This is a genomic window from Pseudonocardia zijingensis (assembly GCF_042657305.1).
Lineage (GTDB): Bacteria > Actinomycetota > Actinomycetes > Mycobacteriales > Pseudonocardiaceae > Pseudonocardia > Pseudonocardia zijingensis.
In genome coordinates, this window is record NZ_JBHSKO010000006.1 from 107,529 (window position 1) to 133,615 (window position 26,087).

Annotated in this window: 22 protein-coding genes and 1 pseudogene; 10 read left to right on the top strand and 13 right to left on the bottom strand. The window is 71.0% G+C overall.

The features are described 5' to 3' along the window. Position 1: 1 nt before the first annotated feature. Genes ACFPL3_RS14690 through ACFPL3_RS14700 form a run of 3 tightly spaced genes read right to left on the bottom strand, consistent with a single transcriptional unit; the run spans position 2 to position 2,710 of the window. The gene (locus ACFPL3_RS14690) at positions 2-802 is read right to left on the bottom strand and encodes an SDR family NAD(P)-dependent oxidoreductase (protein ID WP_343941800.1); all 801 of its coding nucleotides are present in this window, start codon (positions 800-802) and stop codon (positions 2-4) included. Continuing rightward, on the bottom strand, positions 802-1,341 hold the full coding sequence (locus ACFPL3_RS14695; protein ID WP_343941799.1) for a carboxymuconolactone decarboxylase family protein: 540 nt from the start codon (positions 1,339-1,341) through the stop codon (positions 802-804). The genes ACFPL3_RS14690 and ACFPL3_RS14695 overlap by 1 nt, the downstream gene beginning before the upstream one ends. Positions 1,342-1,387: 46 nt before the next feature. Then, positions 1,388-2,710: a cation:dicarboxylate symporter family transporter gene (locus tag ACFPL3_RS14700; protein WP_343941798.1), complete on the bottom strand. Its 1,323-nt coding sequence runs from the start codon at positions 2,708-2,710 to the stop codon at positions 1,388-1,390. A 103-nt stretch (positions 2,711-2,813) separates the two neighbouring features. Here ACFPL3_RS14700 and ACFPL3_RS14705 point away from each other — a divergent pair, with 103 nt between their 5' ends. Further along, positions 2,814-3,578 carry an IclR family transcriptional regulator domain-containing protein gene (locus tag ACFPL3_RS14705; protein ID WP_343941797.1) on the top strand — a complete coding sequence of 255 codons (765 nt, stop codon included), beginning with the start codon at positions 2,814-2,816 and terminating at the stop codon, positions 3,576-3,578. A gap of 153 nt (positions 3,579-3,731) precedes the next feature. On the opposite strand, the gene ACFPL3_RS14710 is transcribed toward ACFPL3_RS14705, so the two are convergent. After that, on the bottom strand, positions 3,732-5,333 hold the full coding sequence (locus ACFPL3_RS14710) for an ABC transporter substrate-binding protein (protein WP_343941796.1): 1,602 nt from the start codon (positions 5,331-5,333) through the stop codon (positions 3,732-3,734). Positions 5,334-5,448: 115 nt separating this feature from the next. Here ACFPL3_RS14710 and ACFPL3_RS14715 point away from each other — a divergent pair, with 115 nt between their 5' ends. Both ACFPL3_RS14715 and ACFPL3_RS14720 read left to right on the top strand, forming a co-directional pair. After that, positions 5,449-7,980: a CaiB/BaiF CoA-transferase family protein gene (locus ACFPL3_RS14715; protein ID WP_343941795.1), complete on the top strand. Its 2,532-nt coding sequence runs from the start codon at positions 5,449-5,451 to the stop codon at positions 7,978-7,980. After that, on the top strand, positions 7,977-8,783 hold the full coding sequence (locus ACFPL3_RS14720; protein ID WP_343941794.1) for a TIGR03084 family metal-binding protein: 807 nt from the start codon (positions 7,977-7,979) through the stop codon (positions 8,781-8,783). Before ACFPL3_RS14715 ends, ACFPL3_RS14720 begins: the two co-directional genes overlap by 4 nt. A 38-nt stretch (positions 8,784-8,821) precedes the next feature. Here the strand turns inward: ACFPL3_RS14720 and ACFPL3_RS14725 are convergent, their stop codons facing one another. Continuing rightward, positions 8,822-9,637, bottom strand: a complete 816-nt coding sequence (locus ACFPL3_RS14725; protein WP_343941793.1) for an IclR family transcriptional regulator domain-containing protein — start codon at positions 9,635-9,637, stop codon at positions 8,822-8,824. Positions 9,638-9,727: 90 nt separating this feature from the next. Between ACFPL3_RS14725 and ACFPL3_RS14730 the strand changes: the two genes are divergently transcribed. The 4 genes and pseudogenes from ACFPL3_RS14730 to ACFPL3_RS14745 all read left to right on the top strand — a co-directional run. After that, entirely contained in the window at positions 9,728-11,068 is a 1,341-nt protein-coding gene (locus ACFPL3_RS14730) for an MFS transporter (RefSeq protein ID WP_343941792.1), read from the top strand. Further along, positions 11,065-12,597, top strand: a complete 1,533-nt coding sequence (locus ACFPL3_RS14735) for a class I adenylate-forming enzyme family protein (RefSeq protein WP_343941791.1) — start codon at positions 11,065-11,067, stop codon at positions 12,595-12,597. The genes ACFPL3_RS14730 and ACFPL3_RS14735 overlap by 4 nt, the downstream gene beginning before the upstream one ends. A gap of 27 nt (positions 12,598-12,624) precedes the next feature. Beyond that, the gene (locus ACFPL3_RS14740; protein ID WP_343941790.1) at positions 12,625-13,440 is read left to right on the top strand and encodes a citryl-CoA lyase; all 816 of its coding nucleotides are present in this window, start codon (positions 12,625-12,627) and stop codon (positions 13,438-13,440) included. A 136-nt stretch (positions 13,441-13,576) separates the two neighbouring features. Next, a pseudogene (locus tag ACFPL3_RS14745) lies at positions 13,577-13,735 on the top strand (SAM-dependent methyltransferase); the annotation flags it as partial. A 187-nt stretch (positions 13,736-13,922) separates the two neighbouring features. Here ACFPL3_RS14745 and ACFPL3_RS14750 read toward each other — a convergent pair. The 3 genes from ACFPL3_RS14750 to ACFPL3_RS14760 form a co-directional block, all read right to left on the bottom strand. Further along, positions 13,923-15,293: an amidohydrolase family protein gene (locus tag ACFPL3_RS14750; RefSeq protein ID WP_343941789.1), complete on the bottom strand. Its 1,371-nt coding sequence runs from the start codon at positions 15,291-15,293 to the stop codon at positions 13,923-13,925. A 37-nt stretch (positions 15,294-15,330) separates the two neighbouring features. Next, positions 15,331-16,257, bottom strand: coding sequence for a DMT family transporter (locus tag ACFPL3_RS14755; protein ID WP_343941788.1), 927 nt, complete (start codon positions 16,255-16,257; stop codon positions 15,331-15,333). 201 nt (positions 16,258-16,458) lie between these two features. Next, positions 16,459-17,337 (bottom strand): NAD-dependent epimerase/dehydratase family protein, encoded by an 879-nt coding sequence (locus tag ACFPL3_RS14760; protein ID WP_343941787.1) that lies wholly within the window; start codon positions 17,335-17,337, stop codon positions 16,459-16,461. Positions 17,338-17,460: 123 nt separating this feature from the next. Between ACFPL3_RS14760 and ACFPL3_RS14765 the strand changes: the two genes are divergently transcribed. Beyond that, entirely contained in the window at positions 17,461-18,360 is a 900-nt protein-coding gene (locus ACFPL3_RS14765) for a LysR family transcriptional regulator (protein ID WP_343941786.1), read from the top strand. 271 nt (positions 18,361-18,631) lie between these two features. Here the strand turns inward: ACFPL3_RS14765 and ACFPL3_RS14770 are convergent, their stop codons facing one another. From ACFPL3_RS14770 to ACFPL3_RS14790, 5 genes are all read right to left on the bottom strand, one after another. Further along, positions 18,632-19,846 (bottom strand): Ldh family oxidoreductase, encoded by a 1,215-nt coding sequence (locus tag ACFPL3_RS14770; protein ID WP_343941785.1) that lies wholly within the window; start codon positions 19,844-19,846, stop codon positions 18,632-18,634. Further along, the gene (locus tag ACFPL3_RS14775) at positions 19,843-20,511 is read right to left on the bottom strand and encodes an RraA family protein (protein ID WP_343941784.1); all 669 of its coding nucleotides are present in this window, start codon (positions 20,509-20,511) and stop codon (positions 19,843-19,845) included. Before ACFPL3_RS14775 ends, ACFPL3_RS14770 begins: the two co-directional genes overlap by 4 nt. A gap of 23 nt (positions 20,512-20,534) precedes the next feature. Further along, positions 20,535-21,542: a tripartite tricarboxylate transporter substrate binding protein gene (locus ACFPL3_RS14780; protein ID WP_343941783.1), complete on the bottom strand. Its 1,008-nt coding sequence runs from the start codon at positions 21,540-21,542 to the stop codon at positions 20,535-20,537. A gap of 55 nt (positions 21,543-21,597) precedes the next feature. Beyond that, the gene (locus ACFPL3_RS14785; protein ID WP_343941782.1) at positions 21,598-23,049 is read right to left on the bottom strand and encodes a tripartite tricarboxylate transporter permease; all 1,452 of its coding nucleotides are present in this window, start codon (positions 23,047-23,049) and stop codon (positions 21,598-21,600) included. Between the two features lie 69 nt (positions 23,050-23,118). Next, on the bottom strand, positions 23,119-23,727 hold the full coding sequence (locus tag ACFPL3_RS14790; RefSeq protein WP_343941781.1) for a tripartite tricarboxylate transporter TctB family protein: 609 nt from the start codon (positions 23,725-23,727) through the stop codon (positions 23,119-23,121). 369 nt (positions 23,728-24,096) lie between these two features. Between ACFPL3_RS14790 and ACFPL3_RS14795 the strand changes: the two genes are divergently transcribed. After that, positions 24,097-25,053 carry a phosphoglycerate dehydrogenase gene (locus tag ACFPL3_RS14795; RefSeq protein ID WP_379589199.1) on the top strand — a complete coding sequence of 319 codons (957 nt, stop codon included), beginning with the start codon at positions 24,097-24,099 and terminating at the stop codon, positions 25,051-25,053. A gap of 156 nt (positions 25,054-25,209) precedes the next feature. After that, positions 25,210-25,941: an IclR family transcriptional regulator gene (locus tag ACFPL3_RS14800; RefSeq protein WP_343941876.1), complete on the top strand. Its 732-nt coding sequence runs from the start codon at positions 25,210-25,212 to the stop codon at positions 25,939-25,941. Positions 25,942-26,087: the final 146 nt, after the last annotated feature.

Sequence of the window (26,087 nt, forward strand, 5' to 3'; positions counted from 1 at the left end):
CTCAGTCGCAGCGGGCGGTCATGCCGCCGTCCACGACGATCTCGGTGCCGGTCACGAAGCGGGCCTCGTCGGAGGCCAGGAACAGCGCCGCGTACGCGGTGTCGCGGCCGTCTCCCATGAAGCCGAGCGGGATCCGGGCCTGCCGCTGCGCGAGGAGTGCCTCCACGTCGCCTCCCGCGCGCTGATGGGCCAGGCGCGCCTCCACCATCGGGGTGTGCAGCTGGCCGGGTACGACGGTGTTCACCCGGATCCCCTCCGGAGCGTGCTGCACCGCGGTCACCCGGGACAGCTGGATCACCCCGGCCTTCGCCGAGGCGTAGCCGACCTGCGGGGAGCCGGTGAACCGCATCCCCGAGGTGGACGCGATGTTGACGATCGCGCCGCCGCCGCGGGCGCGCATCGCCGGGATGGCGTGGCGGCAGCCGAGGTACACGCTCGTGAGGTTGAGGTCGAGCTGGGCCCGCCAGCCGGCCTCGTCGAGCTCGGTGGGGCCGCCTTGGCGGGAGCCGCCGACGTTGTTCACCTGCACGTCCAGCCCGCCGAACGCGTCCACCGCGGCGGCGACCATCGCACGGACGTCGGCCGCGTCCGTGACGTCGCAGGTGTGCCCGGTGGCGGTACCGCCCTCCGCGCTGATCAGGTCGAGGGTGGACTGCAGCGACGCCGGATCGCGGTCGACGGCGAGCACGCGGGCGCCCTCCCGGGCGAACACCACCGCGGTGGCGCGGCCGTTGCCCCAACCGTCGCCGACGCTGCCGGCCCCGGTGACGATGGCGACCTTGCCCTCCAGCCGACCCGCCATCACGCGGCCTCGCGATCCCGCTCGCTGCCGACCTCGAGCGCGACGAGGAACCGCGACACCAGGTTGTACGTGCCGACCGTCACGGTCAGCTCGACGACCTCCCGGTCGCTGAAGTGGTCGCGGAGTTCGGCGAACACGTCGTCGGGCACGGTGACCCGGGTGGTCATCGCGTCGGTGTAGGCGAGCACGGCGGCGAGGCGCGGGGCGAGCGCGTCGGGCTCCCGCTCGCCGCGCAGCACGGCGAGGTCGTCGTCGGTGAGCCCACCGTCGCGCCCGATCGGCTCGTGGGCGCGCCACTCGTAGTCCGCGCCGTTGAGGGCGGCGATCCGCAGGATGGCGAGCTCGCGGACGTCGGCGGCAAGCGTCGAGGCCGTGCGCACGGCGCCGAGCAGGCCGTTCCAGCCCTCGGCCAGCGGCGGGCTGTGCAGCAGCATCCGGTCCAGCGGGGTGAGGCCGCCGCCGCGGCGGGCGCGGATCCGCTCGGCGATGTCGCCGTCCGGGCCCGTGAGGTCGGACGCGGCGTAATCGAGGCGGGCCAATGGATCTCCTTGCCGGTTGGGGTCGGTCGGTGTCGGGCGAGCGCCGTCAGGCGGTCGGCACGGCGTCGGGTCGCGCGTCGGCGGGGTCGGGCAGGTCGGCGCCGTCGAGGACGGCGCGGGCGCGGTCGACGTCGAGCCGCCGCTCCCAGCGGGAGACGATGAGGCTGCCCATGATCTGGCCGGACAGGCTCACGAGGCCGCGCATGATCGACATGAACCGGTCGACGCCGATGATCAGCATGATCCCGACGACCGGCACCACGGCGGTGGTGTTCAAGGTGGCCGCGAGGATCACGAAGCCCGCACCCGCGACGCCGGCGCTGCCCTTCGACGTGATCATGAAGACGGCGAGGAGGCCGATCTGCTGCCACAGCGACATCTCGACGTCGAAGGCCTGGGCGATGAACAGCGAGGCGAACCCGAGGTAGAGGCAGACCCCGTCGCCGTTGAACGCGTAGCCTGACGGGACGACGAGGCCGACGATCTGCTTCGGCGCGCCGAGGTGGGTGAGCTTGCGCATGAGGGCCGGCATGACCACCTCGTAGTTCGAGGTGCCCAGCGTGATCAGCAGCTCGTCCTTGAAGTACCGGTAGAGCTTGAGGATCCGCAGACCGCAGATGCGGGCGACCACCCCGAAGACGAGCAGGCAGAACACGATGCCGCTGGTCCAGAACAGCAGCACGAAGCTCCCGAGGCTCACCAGCGTGGTGACGCCGAACTTCCCGGTGGTGTAGGCCATGGCCCCGAACGCGCCGAGGGGAGCCAGGTACATGACGAGCTTGATCACGACGAAGGTGGCGTCGCCGACCCGGGCCACGCCGCGCACGATCGGCTCGCCCGCCGGCCCCATGACCTTGAACGCGACGGCGAACAGGATCGAGACCAGCAGCACCTGGAGCACGTTGCCCTCGGTGAACGCGCTGACCACGCCGTTCGGGATGATGTTCAGCAGGAAGTCGTACCAGTGGGTGCTCTCGGCCCGCTGCACGTACTGCTCCGCCGAGCCGGAGATCGTGAGCGACGCGGGGTCGGCGTGCAGCGTCGAGCCGGGCCGGAAGACGTCCATCACCACGAGGCCGGCGATGAGCGCGATGGTGGTGACCACCTCGAAGTAGACCAGCGCCTTCACCCCGACGCGGCCCACTGAGGTCAGCTCGCCGGCTGACGCGATCCCCGTGACGATCGTGCAGAAGACGACAGGCGCGATCAGCATCTGGATCAGGCCGATGAACCCGGTGCCGACCGGCTCCAGGGATGCCCCCACCCCGGGTGCGGCGAGGCCGAGGACGCCCCCGGCCACGATCGCGACGAGCACGGTGACGTACAGCTTCGTCGTGAAGGCACTGCGGAGCAGGGAGCGGACGGACATCAGTGTCTCCAGATTTTGTGCGACTGACGTACACTTGCTCGACGGACGTACAGACCTTCGGGCCTTGAAGTCCGGATGTCAAGCGCGATGGGAGACTGCCCCGGTGTCCAGAGAGGATCCGGACTTCATCGACTCGGTCGACAAGGCCTTCCAGGTTCTGATGGTCTTCTCCGCTGAGAACCCGGAGCTCGGGGTCAGCCGGGTCGCGGAGCTGACCGGCCTCACCAGGGCCACGGTCCGGCGGCTCCTGCTGACCTTCGAGCGGCTCGGGTTCGCCGAGATGCGCGACCGCCGCTTCCGCCTCACCCCGAAGGTGCTGCGCCTCGGCTACGGCTACCTGTCGTCGGCGCCGTGGTGGGAGTCGGCCGAACCGCACATGCGCAGCCTGTCGGCCGAGCTGCAGGAGTCCTCGTCGCTGGCCACCCTCGACGGCGGGGAGATCGTGTACGTGGCCCGGGTGCCGAGCCCGCGCAGCGTCGCGATCACGCTCAACATCGGTTCCCGGCTGCCCGCCTACCCGACGTCGCTGGGCCGGGTCCTCCTGGCCGCGCTGCCCGAGGGCGAGCTCGACGCCTACCTGGCGACGGTGGATCTCGCACCGCTCACGCCGTACACCATCACCGACCGGGACCAGCTGCGGACGATCCTCCACGGCATCCGTCGCGACGGATACGCGCTGATCGACCAGGAGCGGGAGATCGGCGTCCGCTCGGTCGCCGCCGGCGTCCGCTACCGCGGCCGGGTGATCGCCGCGCTGAACGTGTCGGCGAACGCGGCCCGGCTCTCGGCGGAGGAGCTGCGCGAGCGGTGCGCGCCGATGGTGATCGAACACGCCGAGGCGATCTCGGCGGAGATCGCCGCGCGATAGGGCTCGGATGTCAGTCCTGCACCCGCCGGTCCACGATGACGTCGAGCCCAGCTGCTTCGAGCGTGGTGGCCGCCGCGGTGCGCACGATCCTCGCTCAGCCCGCCGCCGACCACGTCGGCGGACAGCTGGTGGCCTTCGCTGCGTTCCCCGCCATCACCGTTCGAGCCAGGTGGTGGCGAAGAACATGTCCCGGGTGGTGTAGCGATCCATCCCGTGGACGCGCCGGTTGGTGATCGTCGACAGGTAGCTGCGGCTGAACCACATGTGCGAGAGGTCCTGCGCGGCCAGCAGCTCCACCTCCTGGTAGGCCTGCGCCCGCTCCCCACCGTCGGTGGAGGTCTCGGCGATGTCGAGCAGCTCGTCCACTCGGGGATTGGAGTAGTTCCCGTAGTTGGAGTTGCCGTCGCTGCGCAGCAGGCGCTGGACCGCCGGGTAAGGGTTGTCGAAGGTGCCGACCCACTGGGCCAGCTGGAAGTCCCGGCTCTGGCCGACGGCTGAGGAGAACTGGGCCAGGTCGAAGAACTGCACCTGCATGTCCACCCCGACGGCAGCGAGCTGGGCCTGCATGAACTCGGCGAGCGGAACCCGGTTCTGGCTGGTGACGAACAGGAAGTCCGGGTTCCCGCCGTCGGCGCGGTACTCGTCGATGAGAGCGCGCGACCGCGCCTGGTCGAACGCCGGCCAGGCCTGCTCCGCCTCGGGGTTGGCGTAGGCACTGCCCGGAGCGAACATCGTGACCGCCCGGGACATGCTGCCCCGGTACTCGGCAACGGCCATGGCGTTCAAGTCGATCGCGCGGATGAATGCCTCTCGCATCCGCCGGTCGTCGAAGGGCGCGCGGGTGTGGTTGAAGTAGAGGAACTCCCCACCGTTGCCCGGGCCGTAGTAGACCCGCAGCGCGGGGTCCTCGGCCGCGCGCACCAGCTCCTGGTTGTAGGCGCCGAACGACACGTCGACGTCGCCGTTGGCCACCGACGCGAAGCGGGACTCGGTGTCGGTCAAGGGACGGAACTCGAGGGCGTCGAGATAGGGCATGCCCTCCTGCCAGTAGTCGTCGTACCGCTCCACCAGCACACTCGCACCCGGCTGCCACCCGACGAACCGGAACGGACCGGCGCCGACCGGGTTGCGGGCGATGTCCGATCCGGGCCGGGCCAGCTCGGTCGGTGAGGCGATCATGCCGAGCGTGCCGGAGGTGAGGGGCTGCGCGAAGGCCACCGGGAAGTCGCCGAGGGGTTCGACGAGCGTGAACTCCACGGTCAGCGGATCGCTCGCGCGCATCGTGGTGATCTGACGCGCGAAGCGGTTGGCAGGCGACGACGCGATGTCGACGTGCCGTTGGGTATTGACGATCACCGCGGCGGCATCGAGCGGCGTGCCGTCGTGGAAGCGGACGCCGTCGCGCAGGTGGAGCAGCCAGGTCGACCCGCCGTCGGGCGTGCTCATCCCTTCGGCGAGATAGGGCTTCACCACGCCGTTCTCGTCGAACCGCATCAGCAGGTCGTACACCGCGGTCGCGACCATGTTCGAGTTCTGGACCGTCGGGTCGAAGCTGACGACGTCACGGTCCATGGCCAGCACCAGCGATCCACCCCGGACGGGTGCGCCCTCGGAGTCGGACGGCGCGCCGTAGGGATCACGGGCGCCGACCGGCGAGGACGTGCCCGGCGCGACGGCTTGTCCGCACGCCGCGATCGCCGCGACGGCCAGGACCGCCACGGCGGCTCGGGCGAACGACCTGCGGACCGGTCGCATTGATCACCTCGGCACGTCGCGGTGTCCGGTTTCGTCACGTTAGCGATCGCAACCAATATTAGCAACAATACCGTCGACAATCTGCGGACAACGAAGTCGCGACGAGGGAGAACCCATGGCACTGTTCGGCGGCTGTCGCGTTCTGGACCTGACCGACGAACGTGGTCTGGTGGCCGGGCGGTTGCTCGCCGACCTGGGCGCCGATGTCGTGATCCTCGAACCCCCCGGTGGGTCGACGGCCCGCCGGGTTCCACCGCTCGTCGCGGGATCGGGGTCGGCGTACTGGGAGGCGTTCGCCGCGGGCCGCCGCGGTGTCGAGGCGGATCTGGAGTCCGACGCGGGGCGTCGGCTCACCCGGGATCTGGCCGCGCGCAGCGACATCGTGCTCACATCGTCGCCGCCCGCCACCCTGCGCCGCTGGGGGCTCGACGCCCGCAGCCTGCTGGCGGCCGACCCCGGCCTGGTCCACGTGCACGTCAGCGCGTTCGGTGCCGACGGCCCCAAGGCCGATTACCAGGACAGCGACCTCGTCGTGTGGGCTGCGGGTGGGGCGCTCGATCCGCACCGGGACGAGGACCGCCCACCCGTGCGGATCAGCTCCGCCCAGGCGTTCCTGCACGCCGGCGCGGATGCCGCGGGCGGGGCTCTGCTCGCCCACCTGTACCGGGTGCGTACCGGGCGGGGCCAGGCGGTGGAGGTGTCCGCGCAGGTCTCCCTGGGGTTGGCGACGATCGGGGTCGCGCTCTCCCACGCCGCCGGCGACTTCGCGGTGTCGATGTGGCAGTCGACGTCCAGGCGGCGGGTCGACCTGAGCGGCAGCGGGTCGGCGACATCCCCGCGCCGCAAGAAGTGGGTCTGCCGTGACGGGATGGTCGAGATGCACCTCGGCATGGGGCCCGCCTCCGGCAAGTTCGCGAACGCACTGGTCGGTTGGTTGCACGCCGAGGGGGTGGTGGGGGACGACGCCGTCGCGCTCGACTGGCGGGAGATCCCGCGTCTGCTCGCCGAAGGCGCGATCGACGACGCCGACGTCGAGGCGGTCCGCGACGCCGTGGCCGCCGGGATCGCCACCCGGACGAAGGCCCAGATCGCCGAGGCCGCGGTCACGCACCGGGTGCTGGCGGCCGGGATCTGCGACCTGAGCGACATCGTCGGGTCGCCGCAACTGGCTGCGCGCGGCTTCTGGGCGGATCTCGGAGCGGGGGAGCGCCGGGTGCGGGTGCCCGGTCCGATCGCCGCGATGGGTGACGACGCCTTCCGGCACGACCGCCCGGCTCCGCTCTGCGGCGAGCACACGGCCGAGGTGGTCGACGAGTGGCTGTCCGGCCCACCGCGAGGCCGCCGCGAACCCGTCGCGCCGGGGTGGGGTGCGGCCGACTCCGCGGCCGCCGACCCGTGGCGCACCGTCGCCCCGCCCGGACGCGTCGCGTCCGACGGTGCGCTCGCGGGCCTGCGCGTGCTCGACCTGTCGTGGGTCGTCGCCGGGCCGATGATCGGCCGGGCGCTGGCCGACTGCGGAGCGACGGTCGTCCGGGTCGAGTCCGGCGGGCGGATCGAGACGGCGCGCGCCATGGGTCCCTACTACGACGGCCTGGAGGGGGTGGAGCGCTCGGTCGTCTACGGCAACGGCAATGCCGGCAAGCTGGGCGTGAGCCTCGACCTCGGCCGCGCCGAGGGCCGCGAGGTGGTGCGCGCGCTGGCGGCACAGGCCGACGTCGTGATCGAGTCCTACTCCCCGGGGACCATGGAGAAGTGGGGGCTCGGCTACGACGCGCTCCGCGAGCACAACCCCGACCTGATCATGCTCAGCACCTCGATCGCGGGCCACACGGGGCCGCTGGCGCGCACGGCCGGCTACGGCAACATCGGCGCGTCGCTCGCCGGCTTCATGCACCTCACCGGGTGGCCGGACCTGCCACCGCTCGGGCCGTTCGGGCCCTACACCGACTTCGTGGGCCCGCGGCTCTCGCTCGTGGCGCTGCTGGCGGCGCTGGACGACCGTCGACGTACCGGCCGGGGCCGGTACGTCGACGTCAGTCAGGTGGAGGCCGGTGTGTGGTTCCTGTCCGCCGAGCTCGCCGCGCACGACCGCACCGGGGTGGTGCCGCAGCGCCGTGGCAACCGCGACGAGGGGATGGCCCCGCACGGCGTCTACCCCTGCCTGCCGGAGGACGACGAGGATCGTTACGTCGCCGTCGCGGTGCGCGACGATCGCGAGTGGGCCGCGCTGGTCCGGCTCATGGGCCGCCCGGACCTGGCCTGCCCGCGGTTGCGCGACCTGCCCGGCCGGATCGCCCACCTCGAGGAACTCGACACGGCGGTCGCGGCGTGGACCGGTTGCCGCACCGCGGAGGAGGCCGAGCGCGCGCTCCAGGACGTGGGCATCGCGGCGCACGTGTCCGCATCGAGCCGGGACCTGGCGCGCGACCCGCAGCTCGCCCACCTCGGTCACCACGTCCGGCTGCCCCACCCGGAGCTGGGTGAGGTCGTCGTGGAGGGGCCACGGTGGCGGTTCTCGGACAGCCCGGCCGTGGTCCGCCGCGCGGCGCCGGTGCTCGGGCAGGACACCGACGACGTCCTGCGGACGCTGCTCGGTCTCGCGCCCGAACGGATCGCCGAACTCCGCGACTCGGGGGTGTTGCGGTGACCCGGCCGTCGATGGCAGCGCTGTGCGCCGACCTCGCCGCGGAATCACAGGACCTGCGTGCGCTGGTCGCGCCCCTGTCCGAGCGGGAGTGGCGGTGTGCCACACCCGCACCGGGCTGGTCGATCGCCGACCAGCTGGTGCACCTCGCGGACGTCGATGACGCCGCGGTGCTGGCCGCCACGGACCCCGACGCGTTCGTCGCGGCCGCGCAACTCCCGCGGCGCACCGTCGACGAGCGGGTGGCGGAGCACCGCGGCCGGGCGGGCGCTGATGTGCTGCGCTGGTTCGACGATTCGCGTGCCCGACTGCTCGACGTCTTCGGAGCGCTCGATCCCCGGACACGCGTGCCCTGGTTCGGCCCGTCGATGAGCGCGGCGTCGGCGCTCACCGCCCGGATCATGGAGACCTGGGCGCACGGCCGCGACGTCGCCGACGCTCTCGGCGTTGCTCCGGAGCCGTCGGAGCGGCTCCGCCACATCGCGCACCTGGGCGTCCTCGCCCGGGGGTACAGCCTGCGGGGTGAGCGCGGGCTCGACGCCGGGGCAGAGGTCCGCGTCGAGCTCGTGTCCCCCGGCGGGACGACGTGGGTCTGGGGTGCCCCGGAAGCGCCAGACCGCGTCCGCGCATCGGCCCTGGACTTCTGTCTCCTCGTCACCCGCCGTCGCCATCGCGACGACCTCGATCTCGACGTCGTCGGGCCGGTGGCGAGCCGCTGGATCGAGGTGGCTCAGGCCTACGCCGGCCCACCGGGTGAGGGCCGCCGCCCCGCCGGGTCCGTCGGTCCCGTGCACAGGAGGCGGTAGCCCGGACAGAAGCGGAACGCGGAGAAAGTCCGACGTCGCTACACGCCGAGGTCGAGGGAGTGGACGAGGGCGGGGAACCTGTCGAGCTGGCGCCGCAATGCCGCCGCCGCGGCCTGCAGCAGCGGGAGGCGGGAGCACAGGAACTCGTCGGTGGGCCGGCGGCCGGACGTGGTGGCGCAGCTGATGCCTGCGATGGCGACCCCGTCGTTGAGCAGCGGGACGCCCAGCACCGTGATCCCGAAGTCGAGCTCGTCCGCGACGAGCGCGTAGCCGTCGCGCCGGACGCGGTCCAGGCGCTCGCGCAGCCCGGCCTGTGTGGTCACGGTGTGCGGGGTGCGCGGGAGGAGGTCTGCCGCGGCGAAGTAGGCGGTGAGGCGTTCCTCCGGCTGGAAAGCGAGGATGGCCCGGCCCGTGGCGGACACGTAGGCGGGCACCCGGCTGCCCGGCGTCACCGCGAAGCGGAGCAGTCCTTCGGTCTGCATGTGGCACAGGTGGATGATGTCGACCCCGATGAGGGTGGTCAGCGAGACGCTGTCGCCGGTCTCGTCCCGCAGGTGCTGCAGGTGGGGTTGCGCGACCTCGGCGAGGTTCATCGAATCCGGGTAGCCGGCGCCCAGCTCCATGACCTGGGGCGTGAGGACGAACTTGCGGGCGACCTTCTTGACGTATCCCAGTTGTACGAGCGTCAGCAGGAAGCGCCGGGCGACGGCGGGGCTGAGGTCGGTGGCCGCGGCGACCTCGCTCAGGGTCAGCTCGGGGCCGGTGGGGCCGAAGGCGCGCAGTACGGCGAGGCCGCGAGCCAGCGAGCTCACGAACTGTTCCTTGTCCGGCACGGGCCGGGCCGGGGTTGACATGCCGCCTCCTCCGCCGCATGCTGCCTTCGCTCGGAGAGCGAAACATTATTCGCTGAGCGAAACTCCGTCAAGCCCCAACGAGGAGGCGTGATGAGCAGCGCGACACCCGCCGGTGCCGAGGCACCGCCGGCCCAGCTCACCAGGAGGGTCACGACGGCGGTCTCGCTGGGAACCGTCATCGAGTGGTACGACTTCTTCCTCTACGGCACCGCGGCGGCGCTGGTCTTCCCACACCTGTTCTTCCCCGCGCAGGAAGGCACGGTCGGTGCGTTGCTGTCCTTCGCGACCTTCGCGACGGGTTTCGCCGCACGGCCCATCGGCGGAATCGTGTTCGGGCACCTCGGCGACCGGGTCGGCCGCAAGACCGTGCTCGTCACGACACTGATCCTGATGGGAGTCGCCACGGTCGGCATCGGCCTGCTCCCCACCTACGACCAGGTCGGGGTGGCCGCACCGGTCCTGCTGGTCGCGCTGCGGATCGTCCAGGGCCTCGGCACGGGCGGGGAGTGGGGCGGGGCAGCCCTCATGACGAAGGAGAACGGCAGCTCGCGCGCCGGGTTCTTCGGCTCGTTCCTGTCCGCCTCGGTCTTCGCGGGGCTGATCCTCGGCTCGGTCGTCTACACCGCGCTGGCCTCCGTGCTCACCGAGGAGCAGCTGTTCGGCTGGGGCTGGCGCGTCCCGTTCCTCGTGAGCGTCCTGCTCGTCGTCGTCGGGCTCTGGATCCGCCGCGACCTGCCCGAAACGGCCGAGTTCGAACGGGTCAAGCGCAGCGAGGCGCGGGAGCGGGCGCCGATCGTCGCCGCGTTGCGCCGCCCGCGCAACGTCATCGCGATCTTCCTGATGCGGGTCGGCCAGAACACGACCTTCTACATCGTCTCGGTGTTCGTGCTGACCTACGCCACCACGACGCTCGACCTGCCGCGGCCGACCATCCTGGCGGCCACCCTGATCGGTGCGCTGGTCGCGGGGCTGCTCTGCCCGCTGTACGGCCACCTCGGGGACCGCTTCGGTTTCGGGCGGGTCATGCTCGTCGCGCTGGCGGTGCAGGCCGCGTTCGCCTTCCCGTTCTTCCTGCTCGTCGACACGCGGAACTTCGGCGCGATCCTCGTCGCCGTCGTCGTCGCGATCGCCGGGGGCGCGGCCGCGGCCGACGCCATCCAGCCGGCCTACTTCACGGGCATGTTCGGGACGCAGAGCCGGTTCAGCGGGGTCTCGATCGGGCGCGAGGGCGGCACCGTGATCGGCGGTGGGCTGGCGCCGCTGATCGCGGCCGGGCTGCTGGCGTGGCAGGGCGGATCGAGCTGGGCGGTCTCCGGCTGGATGCTGCTGACGAGCCTGCTCGGGATCGTCGGCGTGCTGCTCGTGCGTCCGCTCCCCGTCGAGCCGGCCCCGACCGGCCGGACCCTCGACGCCCCGGGGGCGGCCCGGTGACCGACCCGTCCCGATCGGATTTCGTCGTCCGGGCAGCCGACAGCACGATTGTCAGCCTCTTCGACGCGCGGGCCGGCCTGCACCCGGCGCAGGTCGCGGTGCAGGCGGGTGAGGCGCGGACGACGTACGGCGAGCTCGCGGAGCGCAGCAGGCGGGCCGCGGGCGTCCTCGCGGCCGCCGGCGTGTGCCGTGGCGACCGGGTCGCGCTGCTGTCGGAGAACCGGCCCGAGTACCTCGAGATCCTCCTCGCCGCCGGGCGCCTCGGTGCGATCGTCGCCTGTCAGAGCATGCGCGCGTCCGACGAGGAGCTGGCGGCGTGCCTCGACCTCGTGGCGCCCGCGGTGACGTTCGTGTCCGAGCGCGCTGCAGCGCGCTACGACCTGGGGGCGCGGCCGGGGGAGCGGATCGTGCTCGGGGCGGCCTACGAGCGTGGGCTCGCGTCGGCCGAGCCGTGGACCCGGCCGTCCGCGGCGCACGCCGAGGACGTCGCCGTGATCATCTACACGAGCGGCACCACCGGCGTGCCCAAGGGCGCGTGCATCAGCCACCGCGCGGAGATCGTGCGGAGCATGGCCACCCGGGCCGAGCTCGGCATCGCAGGCGACGACACGTTCGTCGCGTGGTCGCCGCTGCACCACATGGGCGCGCTCGACAACTCCGTGAGCACGCTCGTGTCCGGGGGCAAGGTCGTCGTCGTCGACGGGTTCCGGCCCGACGAGCTGGCCGACGTCGTCGCCGCGGAGCGGATCGGGTGGCTGCTCGTCATGCCCGGCACCGTGGCCCGGCTCGCCCGGGCGCTGCGGGAGCGCGGCACGCGGCCCGCGGGTGTGCGGTTGTGCGGTGTGATGCCCGACCTCGTCCGGCCCGAGGAGATCGCCGAGATCACGACGCTGCTGGACGCCCCGTTCGCCAACACCTTCGGCGCCACCGAGACCGGCTGTCCGCCGTGCTCGGCGGGCGTGATCCCGGTCGGGGAGGCGCCCACGACCTTCCCCAAGGAGCAGAGCGGGTACTGCGAGGTCCGCCTCGTCGACCCCGACGGCCGGGACGTGCCCGACGGCGTGCCCGGCGAGCTCTGCATGCGCGGCCCCACGCTCTTCAGCGGCTACTGGAACAACGCCGAGGCGACGGCCGCCGACTTCCGGGACGGCTGGTTCCACATGGGCGACGTGCTCGTCCGGGAGACGGACGGCCGGCTCAGTTTCGTCGACCGCGTCAAGTACATGATCAAAAGCGGTGGGGAGAACATCTACCCGGCCGAGATCGAGCGCGTCCTCCTGCGCCTGCCGGGCGTCCTCGAGGCCGGCGTCGTGCGCCGTCCCGACCCGACGTGGGGCGAGGTGCCGGTCGCCGTCGTCGCGCACGCGGGCGAGACGTCCGCCGACGCGCTGCAGCAGGCCTGCCGGCAGCACCTGCCGTCGTTCAAGGTGCCCAAGGAGATCGTGTTCGTCGCGCCGGGCTCGCTGCCCCGCAACCCCTCCGGCAAGCTCGTCCGCCGCGATCTGGAGCAGCTGCTCGCCGAGCGCTGACGTCTCAACCACGACAGGAGAACCGGTTTGTCCGACGCACCCGCACTCGACGTCCGCAGCGACATCTGCTGGAGCGACGCCACGAGCATCACCGTCCTCGGCCGCGACCTGTGCACCGACATCATCGGGGAGCTCGACTTCGGGAGCTTCGCGTTCCTGCTGCTCACCGAGCGGATGCCGAGTGCTGCCGAGGGCACGCTGTTCAACGCGGCGCTCGTGAGCCTCGTCGAGCACGGCATCACCCCGAATGCGATGGCCACCCGCCTGACCCACCTCGGGGCGCCGGAGTCGCTGCAGAGCGCCGTCGCGGCGGGCCTGCTGGGGTTGGGCAGCAGGTTCGTGGGCACGATCGAAGGGGCGGCGCAGTTCGTCACCGAGGGTGCCGGGCGGCTGACGGCGGCGGGCGACGACTCGGATGCGGCGGTCCGCGCCGAGGCCGAGCGCATCGTCGCCGGGTTCCGCGAGCGCCGCGAGCACGTCCCCGGGATCGGGCACCCCATCCACGATCCGGTCGACCCCCGCGCCGAGCGGCTCTTCGAGATCGCGGAGTCCGAGGGGTTCCCGACGCTGCCGATCCGGCTCGTGCGGGCCGTCGCGGCCGCGGGCAGCGAGGCGTCGGGACGCGCGCTGCCGGTCAACGTCACCGGGGCCATCGGCACCGTCGTCGCGCTGCTGGACCTCGACTGGCGTATCGCGCGGGGGCTGGGCGTCATCTCGCGGACGGTCGGGCTGGTCGGGCACCTGCGCGAAGAGCTCGCGCAGCCGATGGCCACCACTCTGTGGCGCACGACCGATGCCGCCGCGACGCGCCACCTCGGCATCGAGGCCTGGCCGGCCCGCTGACCCTCGCCGTCCGGGGCGGGTGCGATCGTCGGGCGTCTGCTCGACGCCGTTCCCCCGGGTAGCCATCTGCTCATCTGCGACGGCTCCAGCACCAACGAGGAGCTGAACGCCGCACAGCAGCAGCACAACGACCGCGGGGCCGCTGCGCACCCCGGACGAGATCAGGGGTTTCTTCGACGGGCTGGATCTCGTCGAGCCGGGGATCGTCAGCTGCCCCCTGTGGCGACCCGAGGACACCCCTTCCGGAGAGCCGCGGAGCGTGGACGCCTACGGCGGAATCGGGCGCAAGCCGTAGCCGGGACACCTCGAGTCGAGGTGGGCGCGCTACCTCGGGTCCCGCTGGACGACCATCCCGCAACACGCGCGCGAGGAGTGGAGCGCGCGGTTCGCCGACGTCGGCGCCTGCACCACACCGGTGCTCTCGCTGTCCGAGGCGGCTGTCGACCCGGCAGTGATGGACACCGGCGGGTCGGGGCAGTCGGTCAGGTGGGAAGCGGCAGGCTCGCGGCGCGGAACAGCCGGTCGCGGGAGGCCGCGGCTTCCGCGAAGACGGTGTCGCCCCCCTTCAGCGCGCCGTCCTCCTTGAGGACCACGCCGGCCACCAGGACCAGGTCGACGTTCCCGGCGTGGCCTCCCGCGACGATCGAGGCCGCCACGTCCGTTGCGGGGAGGAGGTTGGCGTGGTCGAGGCAGATCATGATCAGATCGGCCTCCTTGCCCGGGGTGAGGCTGCCGGTGCGGTCGTCGATCCCCGCGGCGCGCGCGCCCTCGATGGTGGCGAACGAGAGCAGGTCGGCGGCGTCGAAGGTCGGCAGGTCGGGGACGCGGTCCATGGGCCCGGCGGCACCGGCGAGGACCAGTTGCTGGTAGGCGAGCGTCGCCCGCATGACGCCGAACATGTCACCGCTCACGATGGTCTCGGTGTCGACGCTGAGGCTGGGCCGGACACCGGCGGCGAGCAGGCGGTTGGTCGCGGGCTGGCCCAGCCCCGGCATGAAGACCTCCAGGGCGCCGGCAACCGAAGCGGTGGCTCCGCGGGCGGCCAGCATCCTCAGCTCCTCGTCGGTCGACGTGCAGCAGTGGATGAACGTCATGTCGGAGGCCAGGAGTCCGGTCTCCTCGAGCTGCCGGATGGCCTGCTGCTCCGCGCCCCATTCGCCGAGTCCGACGTGCATGCTGATCCGCAGATCCAGCTCGCGGGCCAGCTGGATGTCCTTCCCGGACACCTCGGGGGTGGACAGCTCCGGTCCCCGCAGCATCGCGTTCAGCGTGACCCGCGCGGAGTCGTCGGACAGCACCTCGTTGCGGATGCGGCGGATGTCGACGGGATGCGTCCGGGCGCTGCCGAACTGCCACTGTTCGGCTTCCGTCGACGGCCAGCCGTGGTCGAAGACGGCTCGGATGCCCGACTCCCAGTGGGCCGCGATCGCCGCGTCCGAGTGTTCCGGGCTGTTGCTGATGTGGGACTCGTCCCGGACGGTCGTCACGCCGGAGTCGAGCGACATCAGGTCCGCCGCCAGGTTCCCGATGTGGACGTCCTCCGGGTCGAAGTACTGGCCGAGGCCGATCTGCACCTGACTGCGGTACTCCTGGTACGTCCAGGCCGGACCCAGGTTGCGCAGCGCTCCCTGCCAGTTGTGCCGGTGGGTGTCGATGAAGCCGGGCAGCACGGCCTTCCCCGTGCCGTCGACGATCCGGGCCCGATCGTCGGCGAGGTCCTGGCCGACCGCGCTGATCCGGCCGTCGGTGACGAGGATGTCACCCACGAAGTTGCCGAGCTCGGCGTCCTGGGTCACCAGGTACGCGCCCTTGATCAGGATGCGCTGCTCGTTCTGCGGGGGGTTGTGGGACACCGGTAGTTCCTTCTGTCGGGACGGTGGGGGAAGCGGATCACTGCGCGGTGGCGCCGCGCGGGCGCCGGGAGGCGATCCAGACGGCGGCGAAGGTGAGCACCGCGCCGAGGACGGTGATGCCGGAGAGGGGGCGACCGCCGGTGGGGGCCAGGAGGTCGAGCGTGATCGAACCGGCCAGCTGACCCGAGATCGAGGCCATGCCCAGCAGGAGGACACCGATCCGGCGCACGAGGAACGCCGAGGTGCCGATGAAGACGACGCCGCACAGACCGCCGAGGTAGACCCACCAGGTGGTGGGCAGGGGGTGCCCCGACGTCCCGCGGACGAGGGTCGTCACCCCCCAGGCCGCGCCGAGGAAGACCGCTCCGACGCAGAAGTTGAGCCAGGTCGCAGCGAGGGGTGAACCCGACACCGCGGTCGACGCCCCGTTCAGGGCCTGCTGCACGCCGAGCAGGAAGCCGGCGGCCACGGCCGCGAGGGACGGCAGGACGATGGCGGCCTGTGCGGGTGTGCCGGTGAAACCGGGCGCGGCCGACACGACAGCGGCCGCCAGGATGACGGCCGCTCCCGCGAGCCGGGCCGCACCCGGGCGTTGCCGCACGACGCCGCCGATGCCCCGCGCGTCCACGATCAGGCCACCGACGGTCTGGCCCGCGATGGCGGACACGGTGAACACGGCGATGCCGGTCAGCAGGGCGACGGTCGACTGCGCCAGTGCGAACGTGCCGCCGAGCACGCCGGCCAGCAGGTACCGCCGGGGGAGCCGGCTGTCGCGGGCCGCGCCGCCGAGCGCGCGCAGCGCGCCACGAAGCGTGCGGGAGAAGACAGCCAGAACGGTCAGCAGTACGAGGCCGCCCGAGAAGCTGATCGCCGCTGCGGCGATGCCGTCGTCGATGCGGTGGCTCAGCTCCCCGTTCAGCCTGGCCTGTGCGGGCACCACCATGCCGGCGGCGATGGCCGCCACGACGGCCGGGGAAGCGCCCCATGAGGCCGGGGGGTGCGCGCGCATCGTGTGTCGCGGACCGCAGCGGGCACGACGTCGACCTGCCCCCGGCGGTGCGGAGGGAGTGCTCATGATGATCCCTTCGGAAGACGGAGTGGCTGGGCAGAGGCCGGCTGTCCCAGCCGTCGGGGATGCGTCGGCGCACGCCTCCTGCGGAGACGCTCAGAACGTCGTACGGGCGATGTCCTCGAGGATCGACGGCCGTTGCGGTGACCAGCCGAGCACCCGCCGGGCGGTGGCACCGGACGCCTGCTGGTCGAGCAGGAGCGCCTCGCCGAGCAGGCCGAGCCGGCCGAGCGTCTGGACCACGGGCTCGGGCTCGACCTTCCCGGACAGGCCGACGGAGCGGCTCACCGCCTCGGTGATCTCCCGCACGGTCGGGTTCACCCCGCCGGCGCCGATGAGGTACGAGCCGGCCGGGGCCTTCTCCAGCGCGAGCACGTACAGCTCGGCCAGGTCGTCCACGTGCACGGTGGTCCAGTGCTGGTCGCCGGGCCCGATCATGGTGAGGGCGGGGGAGCCGCCCGCGGTCCGCGGTCCGGCGGCGACGAGGTTCAGCAGACCGCCGCCGTGACCGTGGACCAGCGCCGGCGAGATCACCGACGTGCGGACCCCGATCGCCTCGCGCACGAGATGCGCGAGCGGCACGCGCCAGGCGGCCAGCCGCGGGGCGTTCATGGGGGTCGACTCGGTGATCTGCGAGCTGCTGCCGTGCACCCAGACGCCGGCGGTGTGCACGAACGGCCGGTTCGTGTTCCGCAGCCCGCGGAGGACGGCGGTGACTGCGATCTCGTCGACGGTCGCGCTGGTCTCGTCGCCGGGCGACGCGACGTGGATCACGCCGTCGGACGCCTTCGCGAGTTCCTGGAGGGCGTCGCCGTCGGACAGGTCGCCGAGCGCAGGCTCCGCGCCCCCGGCCCGAACCGCCTCGGCCTTGTCGGCGGAGCGGACCACGGCGGTCACCTGGTGCCCCGTGGAAACGAGCCGGTCGAGCACCGCGACTCCGATGTAGCCGGTGGCTCCTGTGAGCAGTACGCGCATGGTCTTCCGCTTCCGTGAGGTGGGTTCGGTGAGCTCGCACGACAAGGGTCATCCGCACGCAGCTATCGTGTCCAACGAATGTTTCCGAAGGCGCGATCGAGATCATCGATCGATGGGAGAGCGGTGGACCAGAGGAGACTGGAGTACTTCGTCGCGGTCGCCGAAGAGCTGAACTTCACGCGGGCGGCCCAGCAGCAGCACGTCACGCAGTCGACGCTCTCCGCGGGCATCAAGGCGCTGGAGAGCGACCTGAGGGTGGAGCTGCTCGCTCGATCCACGCGGTCGGTGCGGCTCACGGAAGCCGGTGCGGCGTTCCTGCCCGAGGCGCACGCCGCCATCGAGGCGCTCGACCGGGCTCGTGCCGCGGTGGAACCCTTGTCCACGGGAGTGCGCGGCCGTCTCACCGTCGGTCTCCTCAGCGGGCTGACCGTGATCGACGTCCCCGCTCTGGTAGGCGACTTCCACCGGCGTCACCCGGAGGTCCACCTGCGCACCGAGACGTCCCAGCGGGGGACCGCCGGCCTGATCGAGAGGATCAAGGCCAGCGACGTGGACGTGGCCTTCGTCGGAGCCGAGGTCCGGGACGAGCAGCTCAGAGCACGCCCCATCAAGAGGTTCGGGATCGCGTTGCTCGTTCCGTCCGATCACCCGCTGGCCGACCGGAGGGCCGTCGGGTTGCCGGACACCACCGGGGAGGTGTTCGTCGACATGCCGGCGGGTTTCGGCCAGCGCCGGCTCGTCGACGACGCGTTCGCGAGGGCGGGCTTGTCCCGCAGGGTGCTGATCGAGGTCTCCGACATCACCACGATCGCGGACTACGTGGCCCATGGCCTCGGAGTCGCTCTCCTGCCGCCGGACTTCGCCGACGCGGTCGGCGACCGGGTGAAGGTCGTACCGCTCGCCGACGTCCAGCTCTCCTGGACGCTCAGCGTGGTTGCTTCGGCGAACCGCCCGCCCACGCGTGCGCTGCACGCCTTCCTCGACCTGATCCCGCACCACATCCGACATGACCGGGTGTTCTGACCCGAGTGATCCGTATATCTGAGAAGCGGTTTCCTGAGAAATGGTAGCTGTGACCAACACCCGCTGGCCTCGTTCCGCGACACTTGCGGTACCGACCCCATGATCACGGGCCTGGAGCGAAACCCGAAACCTGGCGTCGGGAAACGCGCCAATCCGCTGATCAAGCCCACCGAACACCGCCGTGCGCGTGGCCCACCGGACAGTCGCCCCGCAACCGACGGGATGACGGCGTCAGCCTGAGCTCGACGCAGGCGGTCTGCCAATACGTCGGCTACCGCACGTCACGAGGTGTCGGCGGGGTGCTGACCGGCCCGGTGTCCTTCTCGGTGCCGGGCGACGCTGCTGAAGACTCGAGGAGCAGCGGGACGCCACTGCGTTCGCACACCCCTCGCAGCCTGTTGATCAAGTTCTGTGGAATCGGGACTCCGGTGCGAACCCGTTCTGCGCGACTGTTCGCTTCCGGATCGCCGGCCACGAGAACTGGCAAGTCGGGGTTGGTCGGCGGCGTTTCGTGCAAGATGTCGATGACCCCGTCGAGGTCGCGCCTGAAGTCGTCCCGGTCCCGGAAGAGCCCGGGGTCCAACGCCATGAAGAAGTGGCCGATGTCGGCTCGGCCGTCGGCTGGGTCTCGCAGCGGCCCGAACGACGATCCGGTGAGTGTCCCGGCGAGGATCTGAACGAGCATTGCGAGGCCGTAACCCTTGTGGCCCGCCTGCTCCGGTTCGCCCCCCAGAGGAGTGAGACCGCCCAGCCCGTGATCGAGCTGGCGTAGGGCGGTTGCAGGGTCGGTGAGCTCTCGCCCATCGCGATCTATGACCCAGCCCGGGGGCAAGGGGCGATCATCGAGTTCGTGGACCTTGAGCTTGTTGACGGCGGCTGTGGTCGTCGACATGTCGAGCAGGAATGGAGGCCGGTCGGGCCCGGTAGGTGCGGCGAAAGCGAGGGGGTTGGTGCCCAAGCGGGGCCGCGCCCCGCGGGTGGGCACCATGACGGTCTTGCGGGTCGTGGTGGTGACCAGGCCGATCATGCCCCGCTGGGCGGCGATCGCCGCGTAGTGGCCTGCGGCGCCGAAGTGGTGGGAGTTGCGCACGGCCACGAATCCCGCCCCCGCTTCTCGGGCCTTGTCGACCGCACGGCGCATACCCAGCAGCGCGGCGGGGTGACCGAGGCCGCCCCGCCCGTCGATGAGAGCGGAGATCGAGGTCTCCCGGACGACCTCGGGGCGGGCCGCGGGTTGCAGGTGCCCGTCGCGGAGCAGCGCCTCGTAGGACGACAGCATCTGGATGCCGTGCGATTCGACACCGGCGAGATCGGTGTCGACCATCACGCCGGCAGTCGTCTCGGCCAGGTCACGGGGCATGCCCCACGCGGCGAAGATCCGGACGATCTGCTCCCGGAGCAGCTCCGCGGGGAACCGCGCGGCCGTGGCCCGACTGTCGCCCGCCGGCTGGGTTGCGGGAGCGGTCGCGCCGCGAGTCCGGCTCACGAAGGCACTCGCCGGGCCGCCGTCGCTCCATTTCGCTGCCGCAGGGCTTCTTCGATGGCCGCGCGGCTGGCGTCCTCGCTGTCCCGCTTCGCCTCGGCCTGCTCGGCGATGGCGGCCGCGCGATCGAGCGGGACGACCACGACACCATCGGCGTCGCCGACGATGACGTCGCCGGGGCGGACGACAACCCCGCCGATGGCGACCGGCTCGGCGAGGATGCCGGGTCCGTTCTTGTACGGCCCGGCCGGGGTGACGGCGCGGGCGAAGACCGGCATCCCGTACTCGGCCAAGCCGCTCGCGTCGCGGATGGCGCCGTCGATGACGAATCCCGCGAGGCCTTTGGCCTTGGCCCGGCCGCCGATCAGCTCGCCGATCAGCGCACGAGACTCGTCGCCGCATCCATTGACGACGATGACGTCGCCCGGGCGGGCGAGCTCGAGGGCCTTGTGGATGAATAGGTTGTCGCCTTCGCGGGTCCACACGGTGAAGGCGCTGCCGTGGACGGTGGCGCCGGACCACACCGCACGGATTCGGGAGTCTACGCACCCCATTCGCAGCATCGCGTCGCCGATGTTCGCTGCCGGCAGGGCAGAAAACCGATCGAGCAGGGCGGGGTCGACCCGGGGGAAGTCCACGTCGGGTTCGGGGGCGCTGGGTGTCGTCATGTGTGCTCCGTGGAATGGGAGGGTCAGCGTTCTGCGCGAACGAGCGGGAGCAGCGTCTCGAACACCTCGGTGCTCTCGGTCCAGTACTGTGCGTACGCCTCGGCGTCCTTGTGGCTGGGCGCCAGCCCGAGGTCCTGCATCTTGCGGATGAACTCCTGGTCGCTCATGACCTCACCCATGGCCTCGGACATGGCGGTGACGCACTCCTGTGGGGTCCCAGCCGGGAACGCGTAGCCGCGCGACGAGGCGACCTCGACGTCGTGACCCTCTTCGGCGAAGGTGGGCACGTCGGGCAGGAACGGGCTGCGCTCGTCGCCGAAAACGCCGATGACGCGGACCTCACCGTTGGCGGCCATCGGGGTGAGGTCGCTGACGTTGGCCAGGAGGAGGTCGACGTTCCCGCCCAGGAAGGCGGTCGTTGCCGGTGCGCCGCCTTCGGAGAAGTGAACGGGGGAGATCGTTGCGCCGGTCACCCGCTCCAGCTCGAGCAGGACGAAGTGCTCGTTGCTCGCCGGACCGGTCGTCGTCGCCTGGAGCCGGCCGGGTGCGGCGAGTGCGGCCTCGACGAGGTCGGTCGGCGTCCGGATCGGGCTGTCGGGTCGGACCGCGACCGCGCTGGGGTCGATGACCTGCAGGCCGATCGGTGCGAAGCTGTTGCGGTCGTAGGCCGCCTGGCGGCTCTCGTCGAGCACGGAGACGATGGCGGAGGGGAAGTTGACCGTGCCCATCGTCTGCCCGTCGGGCTGGGCGTTGGCGAGGGCGGTGAGCCCGACCTGGCCGCCGGCGCCCGGGCGGTTCACCACGTTGATGGTGGCGTCGAGCTTGCTCTCCAGTGCCGTGGCCATCATGCGGGCACCGACGTCGGTGCTGCCGCCGGCGTCGTAGCCGACGACGAGTTCGATGGGCCTCTGCGAGAAGCAGTCGGCCGGGTCACCGGGCGTCGTGGCGCCGCCCCCTTCACTCGTGTCGGCGCAGCCGGCCGTGACGGCCGCGAGTGCCAGCGCGGCGCTGAAGACTGTGAGCCGACGCATGGGGATCTCCTTCGATCGCTGGGCGTTGTGGGTGTAGGGCGAGAACGGGAACCGCTCATACTGTTGCGTCGGTGGGTAGGTCGGCCTTGCCCTGCGGTTTCAGGCGCGAGCCGAGGACAGAACTGACGACGATGACGGCGGCGACGATCAGCAGTGTCAACGAGATCGGCCGGGTGAGGAAGATGGAGAAGTCACCGCGGGAGATCTGCAGCGACTGCCTCAGAGCTGATTCGATGAGCGGGCCGAGGATCAGTGTGAGAACCAGTGGGGCCAGGGGCACGTTGAGCCGCCGAAATACCAGCCCGACGACGCCGAAGAAGAGCATCAGGTAGACGTCGATAATGCTGTTGTTGATGGCGTACGAGCCGATGATGATGAATACGAGGATCAGTGCGGAGAGCACCGGGTAGGGGATGGCGAGGAGCCTGGTCCACAGCCCGACCAGCGGGACGTTGAGCAGCAGCAGGATCGCGTTGCCGATGAAGAGGCTGGCGATGACCGTCCAGACCAGGAGGGGTTCTTCCACGAAGAGCCGGGGACCGGGTGTCAGGCCGTTCATGAGGAACGCCCCCATCAGGACGGCGATGGCCGGTGAGGTAGGGATTCCCAGTGTGAACAGCGGGACCAGCGCCGCGTTGGCGTGAGCGTTGTTCGCCGTCTCCGGCGCGGCAACCCCCTCGACGGCGCCGCTTCCCAACTCGGATCGATAGCGGCTGATCTTGCGTTCGCTGCTGTAGGCCAGAAGCGAGGAGATCGCGTTCGTGACGCCGGGGACGAGGCCGATGAGGAACCCGATGCCCGTCCCCCGCCCGATCGCGGGAGCGGCCCGGCGCAGGTCCGTCCTGGTCGGGAGCAGCTCGCGCAGCGTCGGTGCCGAGGGGCGCCGGGCGGTGCCGCCGGCGTTGGCGAGCAGCTCGCCCAGCCCGAACACACCCACCAGGACCGGCACGAAGCTGACGCCGTCGAAGAGGTGCGCGCTACCGAACGTGAACCGGGGCAGGCCGGCGATCGGGTCGATGCCGACCATCGCGATGAGCATGCCGACCGAGGCGGAGATCAGGCCGGTGACGACCGACTCACCTATCAGGCCGACGAGCAGGGCGATGCCGACGATGACCAGGGAGAAGAACTCCGGAGGCCCGATGCGCAGGCCGAGGTCGGCCAGCGGTTCGGCGGCGAGTACCAGGCCGATCGTCGCGATGGTGCCGCCGATGAACGAACCGACCCCCGCGATGGTGAGAGCAACGCCTGCGCGCCCCTTCTTGGTCATCTCGTAGCCGTCGATGCACGTGATGGCCGATTCGCCCTCACCCGGGATGTTGAGCAGAACGCTGGTGATCGTGCCGCCGTAGGCGGTGCCGTAGAAGATCGCCGCGAGCATGATGATCGCTGAGGCGGTGTCGAGCGTGAACGTCAGCGGGATCAGGATGGCTATGCCCGCGGTGGAGCCGATGCCGGGCAGCAGCCCGAGAAGGGTTCCGATGACGCACCCGATCAGGGCGAGCACCAGGTTCTGCGGGGTGAGGGCCGCAGCGAAACCGGCGAGCAGGTCGGAGAACGTGTCCACGGCTGTCCCTCAGAACCCCATCGACCGGAGCAGCGGGATCGAGGATGTGGGCAGGTGCACGGACAGCAGTCCGGCGAACACGGTGTAGACGCCGAAGCTGCCCAGCGCCGAGAGGGTGAGGGTCAGCACCCAGCCACGGCGGGCCAGCACCTTCAGCTGGAAGAGCAGGAACAGGAGCATGGCGAGCTGGAACCCGAGGACTTCCAGCAGGGCTGTGACCGCGGTCAGGCTGCCCAGCACCAGGAACACCTGCTTGAGCCGTAGCGGCTCGTCGTGGGGCTCCACGGCTCGGTCCTCGGAGATGCCGGCCACCTCGGCCGGTTCGGGGGGCGCCGGCCGCGCCCGGAGACGCTGAGCCAGCCAGACGGCTGACATCGCGCCCAGCAGTACTGCCAGCCAAAGGGGCAAGAAGCCCGGCCCCGGCCCTATCGGCGTCCAGTAGCCGAGCTCGGCCGACGCGATGACGACGCAAACCGACAAGAGCAGCAGCAACACCGGCACCGCCACCGCCGCTGCCAACTCCCGGGGCTGGGTGCGTGCGCCGTCCTGAGTGAGGTCGCCCGCCTCGGGGGGCGGGGTTGTCGGCCTGGCCACCTGACTCACCTGACTTTCGGTCACTGGCATCTCCCCGGCCCGTACGAGGAACCGTCTGGGGGCTCTGTGGGGCGCCGGGACGTCGCACGATCGACTGTCTTCTCATAGAGTGAGAAGACTTCTCGAATCACTCCTGCCGCGCAACTATCGGGCGATGGCTGAGTGATGTCAAGTGCATGCCTTCGGGAGGCGCGGCGACGTCCACTTGACGTTGCTGCTCCGCCGATGGACGATACGTTCGTTGAGAAGATCTCTCATACAATGAGAAGTTTGTGGTAGGTCGCCCGAAGATGCAGGTGTCGCCTGCGCGGGGACCTCGACGTCGTCAGGGAGCCCGAAGTGACTCACAAGCGCGTGCTCATCACTCCCCAGTTCCTCGTCCCGGGCGATCCGGTGGACCAGTGGCTGCGGGAGCACGGGTGCGAGACGGTCCACCGCGCGTACCAGGGGCCCCGAACTCACGAGGAGCTCGTCGAGCTGTTCCACGACGTGGACGCCGCGATCATCGCCAGTGACCGGATCTCCGCGGCCGTCATGGATGCCGCACCGAGGCTGCGGGTGATCGCCCGCCCCGGCGTCGGTTACGACTCCGTCGACGTCGCAGCAGCGACTGAACGGGGCATCGCGGTGTGCAACATGCCGGGGATCAACCGGACCGCGGTTTCCGAACTCACGATCGCCCTGCTGCTCCTCTGCGCGCGACGCATCCCGACCAACATCGACGACGTCCGCGCCGGTTCATGGCAGCGGCTGGAGGGACGTGAGCTGCGCGGGGCGACCCTCGGGCTCGTCGGGCTGGGCGCCATCGGGAAGGCGGTCGCCGCACTGGCGCGCAGCTTCGGGATGACGATCCTCGCCCACGACCGCGCCGAGGACCCGGAGTACGCGGCGCGGCACGGTGTGCGGTACGTGGGAACCGAGGAGCTGCTCGGCGAGTCCGACTACGTGAGCCTGCACATGTTCCTCGACAGCAGCACCCGACACTGGATCGACGAAGCCAAGCTGGCGATGATGAAACCGACCGCTTACTTGATCAACACCTCACGAGGGGTCATCGTGGACGAGGCAGCGCTCTACCGCGCGCTGACCAATGGTGCGATTGCCGGCGCCGCGCTCGACGTCACCGAGGTCGAACCGCTGCCGACCGACAGTCCGCTGCGGCGCCTGAGCAACGTGTACATCACCCCGCACCTCGGCGGAGTGACCCGTGAGGCACGACAGCGGTCGGGTTGGGGTGCGGCGCACAACGTGCTCAACATCCTCGACGGGCATGAGCTGACCGATGTCGTCAATCCCGAGGCGCTCGCCGTGCGACGGAACGGCGACAGGGCGACGGCGGGAAGTGGCTGACCGCGGCAGGGTGTCGTGACCCGAGGCCGGCTGAGCGGTGACGAGACAGACGGCAGCCCAGGCGGCGATACCCGTACGTGCAATCGTTACCCGTCACATCGGCCCCGGCTATCTACCCCCGAGGAGGAAGTTGTGCCATCGGAGGGGCTCTCGACGATGCGATCTCTGGAGCGTGCCATCGACGTACTCGAAGTTCTCGAGAATGCGCGTGCCCCGCTCCGGCTGAGTGAGATCGCTCGCCGGGCAGGCCTGCACGTGGCGACGACCCAGCGGATCCTCGCGGTGTTGGAGCGGCGCGAACGCGTCGAGCACGACGGCATGACATACCGGACCGGTGTGGCCATGTTGTTCGGCGCACACTCTTACCTCGCCACGAGTGCGCTGGCCCAGTCGGCGCACCCGGTCCTGCAGGAACTGGCGAGCAGTACGGGCCTGACCACGTCCATCTTCGTCCGCACCGGCTGGTCCCGGGCGGTGATCGCCCGGGTCGAGGGAACTCGGCCGCTGCGGTACGAACTTCCCATCGGGGAGCGTCTACCGCTGCAGCTGGGGGCCGGCAAGGTCCTCACCGCGGACATGGCCCGGGACGAGATCAAGCAGCTCCTGGACCAGACCGGTCCGATCGTGGCCGCCGACGGCCGACGCATCACACGGAAGGCCTTCATGGCCGAGCTCGCCAAAATCCGGCAGCAGGGGTTCGGGGTCGCCTACAGCGAACGGGTGCTCGGTATGGCTTCCGTGGCCGCGCCGGTGCTCCGTTCCGACGGGCACTACGCCGCGGCGGTGCAGGTCTCGGCGCTCGCGGAGGATCTGAAGAGCCAGGAGCTGGAGTTGCTCAGCGTCGAGGTCCGCCGCGCTGCTGCCGCGGTCTCCCAACGACTGCCCTGACCGCCGCGCGGTTCCCCTGGCTCGCTGCCCGCCGAGGGCCGTATCGACGTGGGGGTGCTCGATGCGTCACGGACGACCGCCTCTTCATCGCGCTCACTTCGATCAACAACCTGGTCGTGGCGTCGTTCACGACGTCCTTCTCCCTC